General features: G+C 69.5%; 3 protein-coding genes and 1 pseudogene. 1 reads left to right on the top strand and 3 read right to left on the bottom strand.

Annotated elements, in window-relative coordinates:
* Positions 1-120: 120 nt before the first annotated feature.
* The 3 genes and pseudogenes from ACFWU5_RS05440 to ACFWU5_RS05430 form a co-directional block, all read right to left on the bottom strand.
* A pseudogene (locus ACFWU5_RS05440) lies at positions 121-9,081 on the bottom strand (amino acid adenylation domain-containing protein); the annotation flags it as partial.
* A gap of 47 nt (positions 9,082-9,128) precedes the next feature.
* On the bottom strand, positions 9,129-16,427 hold the full coding sequence (locus ACFWU5_RS05435; protein ID WP_379266293.1) for an amino acid adenylation domain-containing protein: 7,299 nt from the start codon (positions 16,425-16,427) through the stop codon (positions 9,129-9,131).
* A 219-nt stretch (positions 16,428-16,646) separates the two neighbouring features.
* Positions 16,647-17,510 (bottom strand): M23 family metallopeptidase, encoded by an 864-nt coding sequence (locus ACFWU5_RS05430; protein WP_379266292.1) that lies wholly within the window; start codon positions 17,508-17,510, stop codon positions 16,647-16,649.
* Positions 17,511-17,789: 279 nt separating this feature from the next.
* On the opposite strand from ACFWU5_RS05430, the gene ACFWU5_RS05425 reads away from it, so the two are divergent.
* Complete coding sequence (locus tag ACFWU5_RS05425; protein WP_379266291.1) at positions 17,790-18,836, top strand: NAD(P)H-dependent flavin oxidoreductase; 1,047 nt, start codon at positions 17,790-17,792, stop codon at positions 18,834-18,836.
* Positions 18,837-18,874 lie beyond the last annotated feature (38 nt).

Here is an 18,874-nt window from a genome sequence, read left to right as displayed (position 1 = left end):
CAATACACCTCTCGCACGTTACGCGCAGAGGGTACCCGACGCGCGCTGTCACCGGTGATGCTTTCCCCGCGGCGGCGCACCGGCATCCACCGCAGGTCCGGGGGCGAATCCGGGGCGCTGTCAGCGGTGCGGTGCGGCCGCCTCATCGCCGCCGTCGAGGACTTCGGACAGGGTGGTGCCGATGACCTCGAGGGCCTCGGGACCGGCCATACCCCAATGTGTCGCCTGGACTTGATGATTGACCACCGTGCCCGCGACGGCGTCGGCCCAACCGGCGGCACCGGCCGTGGTGTCGGTGGTGCCCGCGGCCGCGGTGAAATACACGATGTCGCCCCGGAAACTGCGCGGCCGGTGCTGTCTGCGCAACTCGATCGACTCCGCGGCCGCGTCGAGCGCCCGGGTGACCATGGCGGTATCGAACGAGGCGAACGGCTCCGGCAATGCGGCGAACCGTTCGGCGATCGCGTCGGCGCTCAGGTCCGTTCCCAGTGGGTCGACTGTGCCGAGCAGTCCGCCGAAGATCTCCGTGGGCGACTCCGGTGCCGCCACGGCCTGCGCGTCGGCCTCGCTCAGGTAGCTGTCCATCATCGCCAGCAGCGCGACCTGCTCGCCCTGTTCCTGCAGTTGGACCGCGACCGCGTGGGCGAGGATGCCGCCCAGCGACCAGCCGAGCAGGTGGTAGGGGCCGGTCGGCTGGACGGCGCGGATCTCCGCCACGTAGCGGCTCGCCCACTCGTCGAGCGAGGCGAAGCCCGGCTCACCCGACAGCGCGGGCGACTGCAGGCCGTACAGCGGGCGATCCGCGTCCAGATGCGCGGCCAGGCCGGCGAACGACCAGGAGATGCCGCCCACCGGATGGATGCAGAACAACGGTTCCGCCGACCCGCCCGTGCGCAGCGGCAGCACCACGTCGAACGCGGTGCGGTCGGCCGTGGCGGTACCGGTCACCTCGGCGATCAGCGCACCCGGTGTCGGCGCGACGAACACCGTCACCACGGGAACCGGCTGCCCGAACACGGTGCTCAGGCGCGCGACCAGTTGGGTGGCCAGCAGCGAGTTGCCACCCTGTTCGAAGAAGCTGTCGTCCAGGCCGATTCGCTGGTGGCCGAGCACGTCCGCGAAGGCCGCGACGACGGCGGTCTCGAGCGCCGTGGTCGGTGCGCGGAACTCGTGGGCTCGCAACACCGGATCCGGGAGGGCGCGACGGTCGAGTTTGCCCGCGGGCGTCAGCGGGATCTCGTCGAGGACCATCACCGCGGCCGGGACCATGTGCGCGGGCAGGTGCTGCGCCGCGTACTCGACCAGGGCAGCCGGGTCGGCAGTGCCGCGCACGTACGACACCAGGATGGTGGAATCCGCGTCGGTCGTGCGGCCGATGGTGGCGGCGAACTCGACGTCGTCGTGCGCGGTGAGGACCGCGTCGATCTCGCCGAGTTCGATGCGGAAACCGCGGATCTTGACCTGGAAGTCGTTGCGGCCCACGTATTCCACGACGGGCTTGCCGTTGACCGTGCGCCAGGCGACGACGTCACCGGTGCGGTACAGACGCTCGCCTGCCACGTACGGGCTGGCCACGAAACGCTCGGCGGTGAGGCCGTGACGCGCGTGGTAACCGCGGGCCAGCGGGACACCGCCCAGGTACAGCTCACCGGCCACGCCCGCGGGAACCGGACGCAACCGACTGTCGAGCACGAAGGCGGTGGCACCCGCGATCGGGCCACCGATGTTCATGATGTCGCCGGGCAGCAGCGGATCGGACAGGTTCGTCGCGATCGTCGCCTCGGTCGGGCCGTAGGCGTTGTAGAACCGGTGCTGCGCCGGATTGATCCCGCCCGCTTCGGAAGTCGCGAGATCGGACACCGAGTGCCACTTCGCGACCAGGTCCACCGGGGCCTTGTCGCCACCGACGATCAACGCCTCGACCCCGGTCAGCGCCGCGGGGTCCATCGACGCCGCCACCAGCGGGGTGAGGAACACGTGGGTCAGGCGCTGGTCAGCGATGAGGTCGGCGAGTTCGGCACCGCCGACGATTCCGGGCGGGGTGATGACCGAGGTACCCGCCGAACCGACGGCCAGGAGGAACTCCAGGATCGACGCGTCGAAGGACGGTGACGCGAAAGCCAGTGTGCGCGTGTATCTTCCGAGGCCGAACTGCGCGACCTGGGCGGCGGCGAAGTTGACCACACCGGCATGGGTGACCACGACGCCCTTGGGCAGGCCCGTCGAACCGGAGGTGTAGATCAGGTAGACCGTGTTCCCGGGGCGGACCGTGCCGCGACGATCCACATCGGTGATCGGCAGGTCGGACTGTGCGGCGAGCTCGGCTTCGCTGGCCGTGTCGTCGATGACCAGCCAATCCGTGAGCGCGGGCAGGTTCCCGAGCTCGGCCGCGCTGGTAATACCCAGTGCCGCACCGGAATCCGACAACATGTGCGCGATGCGCTCGGCCGGATATTTCGGGTCGACCGGCAGGAACGCCGCGCCGGTCTTGATCACGGCCCAGATGGCCACGGTGGTGTCCAGCGAACGCTGCATGCCGATGGCCACCACGGTTTCCGGTGCCGCACCGCGCGCGATGAGCACCCGCGCCAGTCGCGAGGAAGCCGCGTCGAGCTCGGCGTAGGTCAGGCGACGCCCCGTGCTCGGCTCGACCGTGGCGATCCCGTACGGGTTGTACGCCACCGCCCGTGCCAGCAACTGCGGCAAGGTGCCCGTCGCGAGTGCGGGACCGCCTGTGCGAGTGAGCAATTCACCGCGTTCGGGCGCATCCAGGAGTTCGAGGTCACCGACCGGTCGGGCGGGATCGGCGACGATCCCGGCGAGCAGACGGTGAAAACGCTGCGCGAACCCCTCGACCGTGGATCGATCGAAAAGGTCACGCGCGTACGTGAATTCGGCGTGCGCACCGGATTCGTGCGTTCCGTGGACGGTGAGTTGCAGGTCGAACTTGGCGGTGTCGAAGTCGAAATCGACCGCCGAGACCGAAAGTCCGGGCAGTTCGAAGCCCGAGTCGGGCAGGTTCGCGAACGACAGCGCCACCTGGAACAGCGGGTGCCGTGCGGTGGACCGCTCGGGGTCGATGAGCTCCACCAGTCGTTCGAACGGGATGTCGGCGTGGGCGAACGCCGCCAGGTCCGCGTCCTTGGCCTGGGCGAGCACCTCGGCGAAACCGGCCTGCCCCGGCACCTGCGTGCGCAGCGCGAGCATGTTGACGAACATGCCGACCAGATCGTCGAGTTCGGCCTCGCCACGACCGGCGATGGGCGTGCCCACCACGATGTCCTGCGTCCCCGACATCCGGGCCAGGAATACCGCCAGTGCCGCGTGCACGACCATGAACAGGGTCGCGTTGTGCTCGCGGGCGATCGCGGTCAGCCCCGCGTACACGTCGGCATCGATCGGGAACGACACCCGCCCACCGACCGACGACGGCGTGCTCGGACGCGGCCTGTCGAGGGGCAGATTCAGCTCGTCGGGCACACCGGCCAGTGCGCGCTTCCAGTAGTCGGCCTGCTGGGAGATCAGGCTGGTCGGGTCGGTCTCCGAGCCCAGCATCTCGCGCTGCCACACACTGAAGTCGGCGTACTGCACCGGCAGCGGCGCCCAGGTGGGCCACTGGCCTGACGCGCGAGTTGCGTAGGCCACCATCACATCTCGGGTCAGCGGGCCGATCGACCAGCCGTCGGCACTGATGTGGTGCACGACGAACACCAGCACGTGCTCGTCGGGCGCGATCCGCAGCAGTTTCGCCCGCACCGGCACTTCGGCCACGACGTCGAAACCGGCGGAGACGAGTTCGGCGATCCGTTCGGCAGGCTCGGTGACGTCCTCGGGGGTCAGGCTCGGCACGGCCTGTTCCGCGGCCACGATCAGCTGGTGGGGGATGCCGTCCGTCGACGGGTACATCGTGCGCAAGACCTCGTGCCTGCTCACCACATCCGCGACGGCGTCCTGCAGTGCCGCCACGTCCAGCGCGCCCGTCAGCCGGACCGCGACCGGGATGTTGTACGCCGCCGACGCGGGATCGAACTGGTTGAGGAACCACATGCGCTGCTGCGCCACCGACAGCGGAATCCGCTCCGGACGCGGCCCCGCCACGAGCGCGCGATGGCTGCCGCTGCCCGCGTGCACACCCACCGCGGCCGCCAGCGCCGCCACCGACGGCGCCTCGAACACCACCCGCACCGGCACGCGGGTATCCAGCGCGGCACCCAGCCGGGCCACCACCTGGGTGGCGATCAGCGAGTTGCCGCCCAGGGCGAAGAAGTCGTCGTCGAGGCCGACGGCACGGTCGGCGGGCACACCGAGCACCTCGGCGAACACCCCGGCCACGATCTCCTCGACCGGTGTCGACGGCGCACGGAAGGCGTGTGCTTCGAACTCAGGTTCCGGCAAGGCTTTTCGGTCGAGCTTGCCGTTCGCGTTGAGCGGTAGCGCGTCGAGTACGACGAACGCGGCGGGGACCATGTAGGACGGCAGACCGGTCGACAGTGCCGACTTCACCTGCGCCACATCGATTTCGGAGCCCACGAGGTAGGCCACGAGGCGGTCACCGGTGTGCGGATCGGACTTGGCGACCACGGCGGCCTGCGCGACCTGCGGCAGGGCCAGCAGTGCGGCTTCGATCTCGCCGAGTTCGATGCGGAAACCGCGGATCTTCACCTGGAAGTCCGTGCGGCCTCGGTAGTCCAGTTCGCCGCTGTTCCATGCCACCAGGTCGCCGGTGCGGTACATGCGCTGGCCGGGGGTGAACGGGTTGGCGACGAAGCGATCGGCGGTCAGATCCGGACGCGCGAAGTACCCGCGGGCCAACTGCGCGCCGGCCAGATACAGCTCGCCCGACACACCGTCCGGGACCGGCTGCAAACGCGAATCCAGCACGTAGACACGGCTGTTCCACTCCGGCGCACCGATCGACACCGACACCTGATCCGCGTCACCGACCGCATGGTTGGTGATCGAGACCGCGGCCTCGGTCGGGCCGTACAGGTTGAACAGCGCGGCGATATTGGACGACCGGAAACGCTGCGCCGTCGCGGCGGGCAGGGCCTCACCGATCGCCAGCACCCGACGCAACCTGCGCGGCAACGCCCCACCGGATTCGGTCAGCAGCGCGTCGAGCATCGACGGCACCACGTGCAATGTCGTGACACCGGTGGCCCGCATCAGATCGTTCAGATAGGCCGGGTCACGATGACCCTCGGAGGTGGCGACCACCAGACGCGCACCAGCGACAGCGGCGGTCCAGAACTCCCAGACCGACAGGTCGAAGGTCGCCGCGGTCTTGAGCAGCACCGCGTCATCGGCACCGATCCCGAATTCGGCGGTCTCCCACAGCAACTGGTTGACGATCGCACCGTGCGACACCGCCACGCCCTTGGGCTTACCGGTCGAGCCGGATGTGAAGATCACATATGCGGTGTTCGCGGGCACCAGCGGACCACGCTCGGCGGCGGTGATCGCGGTACCGGCGACAGCACTCAGGTCGAGCTCGTCGAGTACCACCACTTCCGCTGCCGCCGTGGCGAACTCGGCACTGGCGGTGGTCAACACCACCGCGGGCGTGGCGGTTTCCAGGATGTAGTCGGTGCGATCAGCAGGCTGATCCGGATCGATCGGCACATACGCCGCACCCGTACGCGCCACCGCGTACATCGCGATGATCAACTCGGCGGACCGTCGAATTGCCAGTGCCACCCGATCCTCGGCGCCGATCCCCCGCGAGATCAGGTGCCGCGCAAGGCAGTTCACTTCGACATCGAGTTCGGCATAGGTGAGCTCACGGCGGCCGTCGGCCTCGTCCACGACCAGCGCGATCGCCTCGGGCGTAGCCGCCACGGTCGCGTCCAGCAGCGACACCAGCGTCGCGTCGACGTCCACGGCGTGCGCGGTGTCGTTGCGTTCCACCACGATCGCCGTGCGCTCGGCCTCGGTGAGCAGGTCGAACTCGCCCACCTGCGTCTGCGGTGCCGCCCCGATCGCCACCAGCAACCGCTCGAACCGCGCGGCGATCTCCCGCACCGTGGATTCGTCGAAAAGGTCTGTGGCGTAAGTGATCGTGCCGCCGATGCCCGCGGGCGCACCGTCGGTGTCGTAGCTGTCGATCACGATGAAATGCAGATCGAACTGGGAGGTCTCGCCCTCCAGTTCGACACCGGCCACCGTGAGACCCGGCAGCTCCAGCGAGGCGCGGGTCAGGTTCTGGAACGACAGACCCACCTGGAACAGCGGGTGGTGCGCGGTGGAACGGGCCGGGTTGAGCACCTCGACCAGGCGCTCGAACGGCACGTCGGTGTTCGCCATGGCGGCGATATCGCTGTCGCGCTGCCGGGCGAGCAGGTCGTGGAAGGTCTCGCCCGCGTCGACCCGCGACCGGAACACCAGGGTGTTGACGAACATGCCGATCAGATCGTCGAGCTCGGACTCGCCGCGGCCCGCCATCGGCGTACCGACCGCGATGTCGTCGGAGCCCGACAGCCGTGCCAGCAGCACCGCGAGCGCGGCGTGGACGACCATGAACGGTGTGGCACCGTGCTCGCGACCCAAAGCGACCAGGGCACGGTGGGTTTCGGCGCTCACCCGCAGATCGACTCGGCGACCCGCGTAGGTCTGCGCGGGAGGACGTGGCCGGTCGGTCGGCAGTTCCAGCTGGTCGGGCAGGTCGGCCAGCTCGGTCTTCCAGTAGGCCAGCTGACGTGCGGCCATCGACTCCGGGTCACTGTCGTCACCCAGCAGCGCACGCTGCCACAGCGCGTAGTCGGCGTACTGCACCGGCAGCGGATCCCACTGCGGGGCAACATCATTGGCGCGCGCCACGTAGGCCGTCATCAGATCGCGGGTCATCGGCGGGATGGACGAACCGTCGGCCGCGATGTGGTGCACCACCATCGCGAGCACGTATTCGGTTCCGGTGCCGCCGATGTCGAACAGCGCGGCCTTCAACGGCACCTCGGTGGTGACGTCCAGGCTCGACGCCATCAGCTGCGCCACACCGGCTTCCACCGCGTCCAACGCCACCGTGCGCACCATCAGTTCGGGCGCCGCGGCATCGGCGGGCAGCACCACTTGCACGGGGCCGTCCGGTGTTTCGGGGTAGACGGTGCGCAGCACCTCGTGCCGCTGCACCAGGTCCGAGACCGCCGCCGCCATGGCCGACACGTCCAGCGCGCCGCTCAACCGCACCGCGATCGGAATGTTGTACGCCACCGAACTGGTGTCGAAGCGGTTCAGGAACCACATCCGCTGCTGCGCCAGCGACAACGGTATCCGCTCCGGGCGCGGTCCGGCCACCAACGGCAGGCGTCCGCCCTGGCCGGTGAGCCCGGCCAGTCGCGCGGCCAGCGCACGCACCGTCGGTGCCTCGAACAGTTCGCGCGGCGCCACCCTGGTGTCGATCGCGGCACTGAGCCGCCCGACCACCTGGGTGGCGATCAGCGAGTTGCCGCCCAGTTCGAAGAAGTCGTCGTCGGCGCCGACCGGGTCGACACCGGCGAGCAGATCGGCGAACACGCCCGCGACCAGCTCTTCCAGGTGCCCGGTGGGGGCGCGGAATTCCTTGACCCGCAACTGCGGCGCGGGCAGGGCGGCGCGGTCGAGCTTGCCGACGGGGGTCAGCGGAATGGTGTCGAGCACGGTGAGCGCGGTCGGCACCATGTGCGCGGGCAGGTGCGCGCCGAGATGGTCGAGCACCGCCTCGATGTCGAGTTCCACGCCCGGATCAGCGTGGACGTAGGAGGCGAGAATGGTTGTGCCGTTGTCGAGTTCGTGACCGACGGTGGCCGCGAAGTCGATGCCGGGGTACCCGGACAGCTGCGCGTCGATCTCGCCCAGTTCGATCCGGAAGCCGCGGATCTTCACCTGGAAGTCGTTGCGGCCCATGTATTCCAGCTCACGGTCCGCGGTCCAGCGCACCAGGTCGCCGGTGCGGTAGAGCAGGGAACCGTTGGGGTCGAACGGGTTCGGCACGAAACGCGACGCGGTGAGCCCGGGCCGCCGGTGGTAGCCACGCGCCACCTGCCCGCCACCGATGTACAGCTCACCCACGACGCGGTCGGGCACCTGGCCCAGGCGTTCGTCGAGCACGTACTCGACCACGCCCGACAGCGGCGCGCCGATCGGGATCGCCGCGCCCTGTTCCAGCGGCACACTGATATTGGTGACGATCGTGGTCTCGGTCGGCCCGTAGGCGTTGTGGAACCGGCGCACACCGCCGGCGATCGGCCGCAGCCAGCGCCACGCGAGTTCGGGCGGCCATGCCTCGCCACCGACCGCGATCACCCGCAGGTGATCCAGGCCGGCCGGATCGACGGAAGCCAGCGCGGCCGGGGTGATGAACAGGTGGCTCACGCGTTCGCGACGCAGCAGTGCCGCGAGGTCCTCGCCACCGTAGATGCCCGGCGGCACGATGATCATCGTGGCCGAGGCGCCGATCGCGAGCAGCAACTCCAGCATCGAGGCGTCGAACGACGGTGACGCGAAATGCAGTGTGCGCGCATCGGATTCGACCTCGTAGCGTTCGCGCTGGGCGGCGGTGAAGCTCGCGAGTCCCGCGTGCGAGACCGACACACCCTTGGGCAAACCGGTGGACCCGGAGGTATAGATCACCCACGCGGGATTCTCGGCACGCAACGGCCGGATCCGGTCACCGTTGGTGATGACCTCCGCCGATTGCTCCTGCGCCTGCGCTGTCACATCCGCGCTGTCGATGGCCAGCCAGGAGACCCCGTCGGGCAGCTGATCGCGTGCGGCGGCCACGGTGAGGCCGAAGACCGCGCCCGAATCGCTGAGCATGTGCGCCACCCGGTCGGCCGGGTAGTTCGGGTCGACGGGCACGAAACCGGCGCCGGTCTTGGCGACCGCCCACACCGCGAGCACCGACTCCACCGAACGCGGAATGCCAAGGGCCACCAGGTCTTCCGGGCCGACCCCGCGCTCGATCAACAGGCGCGCGAGCTGGGTCGAGCGGGTGTCGAGCTCGGCATAGCTGAGCTGCGCGGTCGAGTCCGACGTGTCGGCGTAGACCAGCGCGGTGCCGAACGGGTTCGCCTCCGCGGCCGCGGACAGCAGCTGCGGCAGGGTCAGCACCCGGGTCCGGCGGGGCTTGGTCGGGCGCACCCGTTGTGTTCGCGTCATCGGTTCCCCAACACCTCGTCGAGCCGCGTGACGGTGATGTCCCCGGCGATCGGCGTCGCTTCCGACACTCCTTCGTCCAGCACGACCGCTTCCAGATCCTCCAGCACCGAGACGTCGATCGCGGTCGAGCCCGCCTGGTCCACCATCAGGTGTGTCACCCATGCGTCAGCCAGCGCGTCGGACAGGTCCGCGCGCGTGCGATCGGCGAGCACGATGCTGCCACCGACCAGCGCGGCCGCCACCAGTTCCAGCACCGCGGCGGGGCTGGCCTGGTCGCCGTGCCGGTAGATCCGCGATTCGAGCGTGAGCCCGGTGACATCGCGCAGCCGCACCGCCGCGGCCGCCAGTTCGTCGTAACTCACGACCCGACCGGTGGCGGGCACGAAGGCGGGATCGCCACCGCGCAGCACACCGGTCCGGTTGGCGTAGGTGATCGGGCGCGGCGACTGCTTCGCGAGCTCGGCGCCCAGGGCCGGATCGTCGATCACGAACCAGTTCAATCCGTCGGGCGCGGCGCCTTCCGCCAGGGTGGTCAGGCCGATCTTCACCGCGGGCATCGCCGAGGCCACGTCCTGCTGATCCGACCAAGGCACCAGTGCCGCACCGGTTTTCAGCACGGCCCAGGCCGCGGTCGCCCATTCGACGCCGGGTTCGATCCTGATCGCCGCGCCCATGCCGGGGCCGCAGCCCGCGTCGATGAGCACCCGGGCCAGCCGCGACGAGCGCGCGTCCAGTGCGGTGTAGGCCAGTTCCGCGTCGTCGAAGACCAGCGCGGGACCGTCGGGGTCGGACTCGACCGCGTCGGGCAGCAGCTGGGTCAGGCGAGTGCCGCCGGAGCTCACCGGTGCGCTCGGGGCCGCTGCCGTGGCGACGGCGCGTTCGCTGTCGGCGAGGATGTCGATGTCGCCGATCAGGATTCGCGGGTCCGCGGCGACGGCGGTGAGGATGCGGGCCAAGCGGTCCGCGAGGGTGCGCACCGTCGACTCGTCGAACAGGTCGGTGGCGTAGTTGAACAGAGTCACCAGCTCGTCGTGGGCGCCCTCGGTGGTGAAGCGGGGTTCGACGTCGACCTGCAGATCGAACTTGGCCACCGTCGGCGTCGCGAGACCGCTGACGGTGAGGTCGGGCAGTTCGAGAGTGGGCGCCTCGTTGTTGCTGAAGGTCAACGCCACCTGGAACAGCGGGTTGTGCGCGCCGGAACGACCCGCCGCGGCGACCTCGACGACCCGATCGAACGGCAGATCGGCATTGCCGAACGCACCGAGATCGGTATCGCGCACCAGCCCGACCGTCTCCTCGAAACTCGCCGCCGGATCGAGCACGGTGCGCAGCGCCAGGGTGTTGACGAACATGCCGACCAACTCGTCCAGGGCACGTTCACCACGACCGGCCACGGCGGTGCCGACCACGATGTCGGTGGTGCCGGACAGGCGGGCCAGCAGCACGGCCAGCGCCGCGTGCACGACCATGAACAGCGAGGCCTTGTGTTCGTGCGCAAGGTGATTCAGCTGCTCGTGCACCTGCGCGGGCAGGCGGAGTTCGGTGGTCGCGCCCGCCAGTGTCGGGGTGGCCGGGCGCGCACGATCCTGCGGCAGGTCGAGCGGGCCGGGGGCGTCGGCGAGGCGGTCACGCCAGTAGGCCAGCTGCTGCGCGGCCACCGTGTCCGGCTGGTCGTCGGCGCCGACGACCTCGCGCTGCCACACCGCGAAGTCGGCGTACTGCACTTCCAGCGGCGACCACTGCGGACGCTGCCCCTGCGCGCGGGCGAGGTAGGCGGTCATCAGGTCGCGGGCCAGCGGGGCCATCGACGCGCCGTCGGCGGAGATGTGGTGCACCACGAAGACCAGCAGCCAGTCGGTGCCGCTGCCGTCACCCAGCAGCTGGACTCGCAGCGGAACTTCGGTGGCCACATCGAAACCGGTGGCGGTCGCTGCCGTCGCCGCGGCGAGCACGTCGTCGGTGATCAGGACTTCCAGGCCCTCGGGCAGCACCTCGGCAACCGAGCGGATGTCCTGCACCGGCAGGCCGTCGACGGCGGGGAAACGCGTGCGCAGCGACTCGTGCCGGGCGAGCACGTCGGTCACCGCGGCATCCAGGGCGGGCACATCCAGGGCGCCGGTGAGGCGGATGACCAGCGGGATGTTATACGAGGCCGAGGCCTGGTCCAACTGGTTGAGCACCCACATGCGCTGCTGTGCCAGCGACAGCGGGATCAGGTCGGGCCGGGGGCCTGCCACCAGTGCGGCACGCGCGGAACCGCCGCGATCCACGCGCGCGGCCAGTGCCGTCACCGTGGGCGCCTCGAACAGGTCGCGGATGGCGATATCGGCGTCGAGGGCTTCGTTGATCCGGGCGATCACCCGCGTGGCCAGCAGCGAATTGCCGCCGAGTGCGAAGTAGTCGTCGTCGGCGCCGACTCGCGGGCGGCCGAGCAGTTCGGCGTAGACCCCGGCGACGATCTCCTCGACCGCGGTGACCGGTGCGCGGAACTCGCCCGCGACGAACGTCGGGGCGGGCAGTGCCTTGCGGTCGAGCTTGCCGCTGGGGTTGAGCGGGAACTCGTCCAGCTCCACGATCACGGACGGAATCATGTAGGCGGACAGGGTTTTACCGATCTCGGCACGCAATGTCGCGTCCTCGATCCGCTCCCCCGGCTTGGCCACGACATAGGCGACCAACTGCTCACCGATCGGCGAGTCGACCACCAGCGCGACAGCCTGACTCACCGTCGGCTGCGCGAGCAACGCGGTCTCGATCTCGCCGAGCTCGATCCGCTGACCGCGCAGTTTCACCTGAGAGTCGGTGCGGCCCAAGTATTCCAGCGCGTGCGTGTCGGGCGTGGGGTGGCGCCACACCACCAGGTCACCGGTGCGATACATCCGCGCACCCGGTTCGAACGGGTTGGCCACGAAGCGATCCGCGGTCAGATCGGGACGGTCGGCGTATCCGCGCGCCAGCTGCACACCGGCCAGATACAGCTCCCCCGCCACCCCGACGGGGACTGGTCGCAGCGACGAATCCAGCACGTAGACACGAGCATTCCAGTGCGGGACGCCGATCGGCACCGAGCCGCGCGGCGTGTGCGCGGCGGGCCAGGAGGTCATCGACACCGAGGCTTCGGTGGGGCCGTAGAGGTTGTCCAGGCGCGCGTCGGTGATCGCGCGCACCGCGGCGACCGTCTCCGGCGGCAGCGCCTCGCCACCGGCCAGCAGCAGACGCAACGAGGGCACCGCACCGGCCGGGGTGTGCGCGGCGAACACCGCGAGCATCGACGGCACGAAGTCGGCCACGGTAACGCCTTGCGCCGCAATGGTTTCCGCGAGATAGACCGGGTCGCGGTGACCGTCGGGCGTGGCCACGACCAGTCGCGCGCCGACCCGCAGCGGCATGAAGTAGCCCCACAGCGTCACGTCGAAGGTGTGCGTGGACTTCTGCAGGTACACGTCGTCGGGACCGAGCTGATACCGCGCCAGCATGGACGCGATGTGGTTGTCGATCCCCTCGTGCGAGATCACCACACCCTTCGGGCGTCCGGTGGAGCCCGAGGTGAACAGCACGTAGGCGGGATGGGCGGGACGCACCGGACGCAGCAGCTCGGCCGGCGTCACGGGGGCACCCGAAATCTCGTCCAGCGCAACGGTATCCATCAGGATCACCGGTGTACCGGCGGGCACGTCGACCAGGTCGGTGGTGGTGCTGAGCACGCACGCGGGCGAGGCGGTGTCGAGGATGTGCGCGATCCGCTCGGCCGGATGATCCGGGTCCAGCGGCACGTACGCACCGCCCGCGGTCAGGATCGCGTACATGCCGATCACCAGTTCGGTGGAACGACGCATCGCCAAGCCGACCAGCGACTCGGCCCCGACCCCCCGCTCGATGAGCACGCGGGCCAGCTTGTTGACCTTGTCGTCGAACTCGCGGTAGGTGAGCTCGGTGCCTTCGAAGGTGATCGCCACCGAGTCGGGGCGCGTGGCGACGGTGCGCCGGTACCCGTCCAGCAGCAGGGCGGGCGCGAGTTCGTGACCGGTGTCGTTCCACTGCACCAGCATTCGCTGCCGCTCGGCCGCATCCAACAACTCGATCGAGCCCAGCGGCTGCTGCGGCGACGCGACGATTCCGGCGAGCAACCGCAGGAAACGATCGGCGATCGCGGCGACCGTGGCCTCGTCGAACAGGTCCACGGCATAGGTGAGACCGACCGCGATGCCCTGTGCGGTGCCGTGCCGGTCGATGTCCTCGACCATCTCGAACTGCAGATCGAATTTCGCGTAGGGAATCTCGAGCTCCACGCCCGATACCGCCAGGCCCGGCAGTTCCAGCGCGGTGCGGTCCATGTTCTGGAACGCGAACATCACCTGGAACAGCGGATGACGCGCCTGCGAACGCGCCGGATCCAGCAGTTCGACCACTCGCTCGAACGGCACGTCGGCGTGTCCGAAGGCCGCCACATCGGTGGTCCTGGCCGCGGCGAGCAGCTCGTCGAAACCGCGTGACGGATCGACTTCGGTCCGCAGCACCAGCGTGTTGACGAACATGCCGATCAGATCGTCGAGTTCGCGTTCACCACGGCCCGCGACGGGGGTGCCGATGGCGATGTCGGTGGTGCCGGACAGGCGGGCCAGCAATGCGGCCAGCGCCGCGTGTACCACCATGAACAACGTCGAATGCTGGCTGTGCGCAAGCTGATTCAGCCCGGCGTGGATCTCGGCGGGGATCCGGAAATCCAAACCGGCGCCCCGGAACGAGGCGGTGGTCGGGCGCGGGCGGTCCGACGGCAGGTCCAGCTGGTCGGGCAGTCCGGCCAGTTGCGTGCGCCAGTAGTCGGCCTGTTCGCTCAGCACCGATTCCGGGTCGTCCTCGGTGCCCAGCACCGCACGCTGCCACAGCGTGAAATCCACGTACTGCACGGGCAATTCGGCCCACTGCGGCGCGCTGCCCGCACTGCGCTGCACGTAGGCGCTCATCAGGTCGCGGGTCAGCGGTCCCATCGAGACGCCGTCGCCGGCGATGTGGTGCACCACGCAGATCAGGACGTGTTCGTCGGCGGCCAGGCGCAACAGGCGCAGCCGGATCGGCGGGGCGGCGGCCACGTCGAAGCCGGTGCCGACCTCCGCGGCCACGAGCGCGGGAATCCGGTCCGCGGTGGCGTCCTCCACGGGCAGGTCGGGCAGCGCGGCGGGATCGGACAGCGGCAGCACCACCTGGTACCCGGCGCCGTCGATCTCGGGGTAGACCGTGCGCAGCACTTCGTGCCGGGCCACCAGATCGTGCACGGCGGCCCGCAACGCGGCGGTGTCCAGCGCACCGGACAGGCGCACCGCGACCGGCATGTTGTTCACCGCACCGGCGGTGTCGAACCGGTTGAGGAACCACATCCGCTGCTGCGCGAACGACAGCGGGATCTGATCGGGACGTTCCTGGCGCACGAGCGGGTGACCGTTACCGGCACCGACATGATGCTCGAGCCGCTGCGCCAGGCCCGCGACGGTGCTGACCTCGAACAACGTCTGCACGGGCACCCGGGTGTCCAGCGCCGCGCCGATGCGCGCCGCGGCCTGCGCCGCCAGCAGCGAGTTGCCGCCGAGTTCGAAGAAATCGTCGTCGGCGCCGACCCGCAGGTCCTCGCCATCGCCCGCAGTGAGCAACGCCGCGAAGACCTCCGCGACGATCTCCTCCACCGGCGTCGACAGCGCACGGAACTCGCGCACGGCGAAGACCGGTTCCGGCAACGCCTTTCGGTCGAGCTTGCCCACCGGCGTCAACGGGATCTGATCCAGCACCATGATCGAGGCCGGAATCATGTAGCCGGGCAACGATTTCGCGAGGAACGCATCGAGCGCGGCCACCTCGATCGTGGCACCCGCACGCGGCAGCACATACGAAACCAGCGCTGTCACACCGGAAGGCAGGGTCTTGCCCAGCGTGGCCGCGAAGTCGATATCGGGGTGCGCGGTGAGCGCGTTGTCGATCTCGCCGAGCTCGATCCGAAAACCACGGATCTTCACCTGGAAATCGGAGCGGCCCATGTATTCGATGACGCCGTCACCGGATTCGGCACGCCGCACCAGGTCACCGGTGCGGTACAGGCGCGCGTTCGCGTCACCGGCTTCCGCGCCGAAGGGACTGGCGACGAACCGCTCGGCCGTGAGTCCGGGACGGTTCAGGTAACCCTGCGCCAGCGCCGGACCGGACAGATACAGCTCACCGATCACGCCTGCGGGCACCGGGCGCAACCGGGCATCCAGCACGAACGCACCGACACCGGCGATCGCGGCACCGATCGTCACCGGCGCGGCCGGATCCATCGGCGGGGTGCTGGTGGCCAGAATGGTGGCCTCGGTGGGGCCGTAACCGTTGTAGAACTCGCGCTCACCCACGGCCCAGCGGCCCACCAGTTCGGGACCGAACTTGTCACCGGCCACGACCACCACGGCCAGGTCATCGAGGTCGGTGGGATCTACCGATTCCAGCGCGCCCGGGGTGATGAGCATGTGCGAAACCTGTTCGCGGCGCAGCAGATCCGCCAGTTCGAAACCGCCGAACACCGCGGGCGGCGCGATCACCAGGGTGGCGCCCGCCGAGAAGGTGAGCAGCAGTTCCAGCACCGACACGTCGAAGTTCGGGGAGCACACGTGAAGCACGCGCGCATCGGCGGTGACGCGGTAGTGCGCGCGCTCGGCGGCCACCAGGCCGGCCAGGCCGGTGTGGGTCACCACCACGCCCTTGGGCTTGCCGGTGGAGCCGCTGGTGTAGATGACGTAGGCCGGGTGCCGCTCGTCGAGCGTGCGGATCCGGTCGGTGTAGGAGATCGGGTGTACCGGCTGCGCGGCGATGGCCGCTGCGGTGTCGGCGTCGTCGAGTTCGAGCCAGGAGACCTGGTCGCCGAGCCCGGGGCGATGCGCGGCGGTGGTGAGCCCCAGCACCGCGCCGGAATCGGACACGATGTGCGCTCTGCGGTCGGCCGGATAGTTCGGGTCGACGGGCACGTAGGCGGCACCGGTCTTGGCGATGGCCCACACGGCCAGCACCGACTCGATGCTGCGGGCGATGCCGATGGCGACCACGTCACCGGGGCCGATGCCACGGGCGATGAGAGTGCGGGCCAGCTGCGAGGACCGCTGATCGAATTCGGAGTAGGTGAGCTGACGCTGGTCCTCGGGTGCACCAGTCGGGTTGAACCGGACCGCGACGCGATCGGCGGCCGACTCGACGGCCCCGGTCAGCAACTGCCCGAATGTCGGACTGCTCGACCTGCGACGACGGTTACCGCGGGCAGAACGACGGGCAGTTTCCATTCGAGTTCATTCACCTCTCATCGAACCTGAACGCGCGGCGATTCCCGCACGTGCAGATCGAGCAATCATATAGACCGAGCACGCGTCGCCCGAGCCAGGCTTCGGGGCCTAGAGGAGTATCGGCCCGGCCGTAGAACGTGTTGCCGCTTCAAACGGCAAAGTGACGGGGCTCATAAGAACCACCGTCACTCGCTTGCCTTGATTTACGCGCTCACACGCTCAGTGCGCGGAGGGGCCCCATTCGAGCGGCACACCCTTGGAAGCCAGGTACGGAATCGGGTCCATCTTGCCGCCGGCCTGATCCCAGATCTCGAGGTGCAGGTGCGGGCCGGTGGACTGGCCGCGGTTGCCCACGGTCGCGATGACCTGGCCCGCGTTCACCCGCTGGCCTTCGCTGACGAGCATGTCGTTGACGTGGCCGTAGACGCCGGTGGTGCCGTCGTCGTGCAGCACCCGCACCCACAGGCCGAAGCCCGAGGCCGGGCCCGCTTCGATCACGGTGCCGCTGGACACGGACTTGATCGGGGCGCCGATCGAGTCGGCGAAGTCCAGGCCGTAGTGCATGGCACCCCAGCGGGCGCCGTAGCCGGAGCTGATCGGGCCCGCGACCGGACGAGCCGACTGCGGCGGCGCGACCTGGTGCTGGATGCCCTGCAGAATGTCTTCGACCTGCGATAACGGCCCGGAGATCTCGGGCGGCAGGTTGCCGATGCCGAACGGCGCGGCCACGGGGGCGGCGATCGGCGCGGCGACCGCGGTCACCTCGGGAGTCTCCACGTGAGCGGAGACGGCCTGCGCGGCGACCAGGTCGACGTCTTGACGCGCGGACTCGGGAACAACCGACTCCTCGACGTTGTCGTCGTGGGTGGGCAGCAGCGGCGCGGCGAAAGCCAGGGCCGGAGCGATCTGGGCGGTGACGCCCACCAGGGCGCCCGCGGCGACCGCGGCGCTGGCGGCGACTCGCACCCGATCGCCACGCGAGGATTCTGCGCGGTGCCTGCTCCTGCTCGGGCGCCGACCATCCGAATGACCCAGCAGGGCCTGCACGGAAACCGATTCGGGGCCCACACGGTGCTGCGACAAAGTCTCGTCCTAGCGTGTCGGAAACAAAGGGGAACGAAACCGATCGGAGATCGGTCCGGGGATCACCTGGATGTTCCCCACTGCCGAACTATGTGTAACGGTTCGGCATACGTTGTGATGGGAACTGTACCCGGCCGTGACCATTCCGCAACCTTCTGTCACGAAGACGCAGGTAGATGGCGTGTCACACAGTAACGATCCCGGCGTCGAACGGGTCACACGACACGGTGCGAGTTCGCCAGGGGGGTGAACACGGCCCCGACCGGCCAGACTCGACGCATGGTGATCGAGAACTTGACCGTCCCCATCGTCGCCGCGCCCATGGCGGGCGGCCCGTCCACACCCGAGTTGGTGGTCGCGGTGTCGGCCGCGGGCGGATTCGGCCAACTCGCCGCCGGATACCTCGGCGCCGACGCGGTGGCCGCGCAGATCGCCGCCACGCGCAAGGCCACCGCGGCACCGTTCGGCGTGAATCTGTTCGCGCCCGGCGCGGTCGCCGATCCGTCGACCTACGCGACCTACCTCGCGGAACTGGGCGCCGAATTCCCCCTCGGCACCCCCGAGCACGACACCGACGGGTGGGCCGAGAAGCTCGATCTGCTGGTCGCCGATCCGGTCGCGGTGGTCTCGGTGACCTTCGGCTGCCCCACCGCGGTGGAGGTGGACCGGTTGCACGGGGTCGGCTCCCAGGTGTGGGTCACGGTCACCTCGCCCGCCGAGGCACTGCTCGCGGTCGACGCGGGCGCGGACGTGCTGATCGCCCAGGGCGCGGAGGCGGGCGGGCATCGCGCGAGCTTCGTCGACGACCCCGCGGGCGACCCGATCGACCCGCCCGGCCTGCTGACGCTGATCCAACTGCTCACCGCCGTCACCTCCCGCCCACTCGTCGCGGCGGGCGGCATCGCCACCGGCGCGGGCGTGGCCGCGGTGCTCGCGGCGGGCGCGGCGGCGGCACAGATCGGCACCGCACTGCTGCGCTGCCCCGAAGCCGGCACCAACGCTGTGCATCGCGGCGCGGTCGGCACGCCGGAACCGACAATGCTCACCCGCGCGTTCACCGGACGCCGCGCGCGCGGCATCCGCAACCGATTCCTGACCGAACACACCGCCGACGCGCCCGCCGCGTACCCCGAAATTCATTACGCCACAGCGCCATTGCGCGCCGCCGCCCGCGCGGCCGGCAACACCGACGAGGTGAATCTGTGGGCGGGCCAAGCCCATTCGCTGAGCACGGGGCAACCGGCAGGCGAACTGATCACCGACCTGGCTTCAGACGCGAAAGCGGCACTGCGGAAAGCACTTTCGGAACGAATCCAGGGTTATTGACAACGGATTTCGTTTAGACTCGGACCTGGCATCGCATC

The organism is Nocardia sp. NPDC058640 (assembly GCF_042716995.1).
Classification (GTDB): domain Bacteria; phylum Actinomycetota; class Actinomycetes; order Mycobacteriales; family Mycobacteriaceae; genus Nocardia.
The sequence above is the reverse complement of the archived record's forward strand: the minus strand, read 5'-3'. Positions and strand labels throughout refer to the sequence as shown.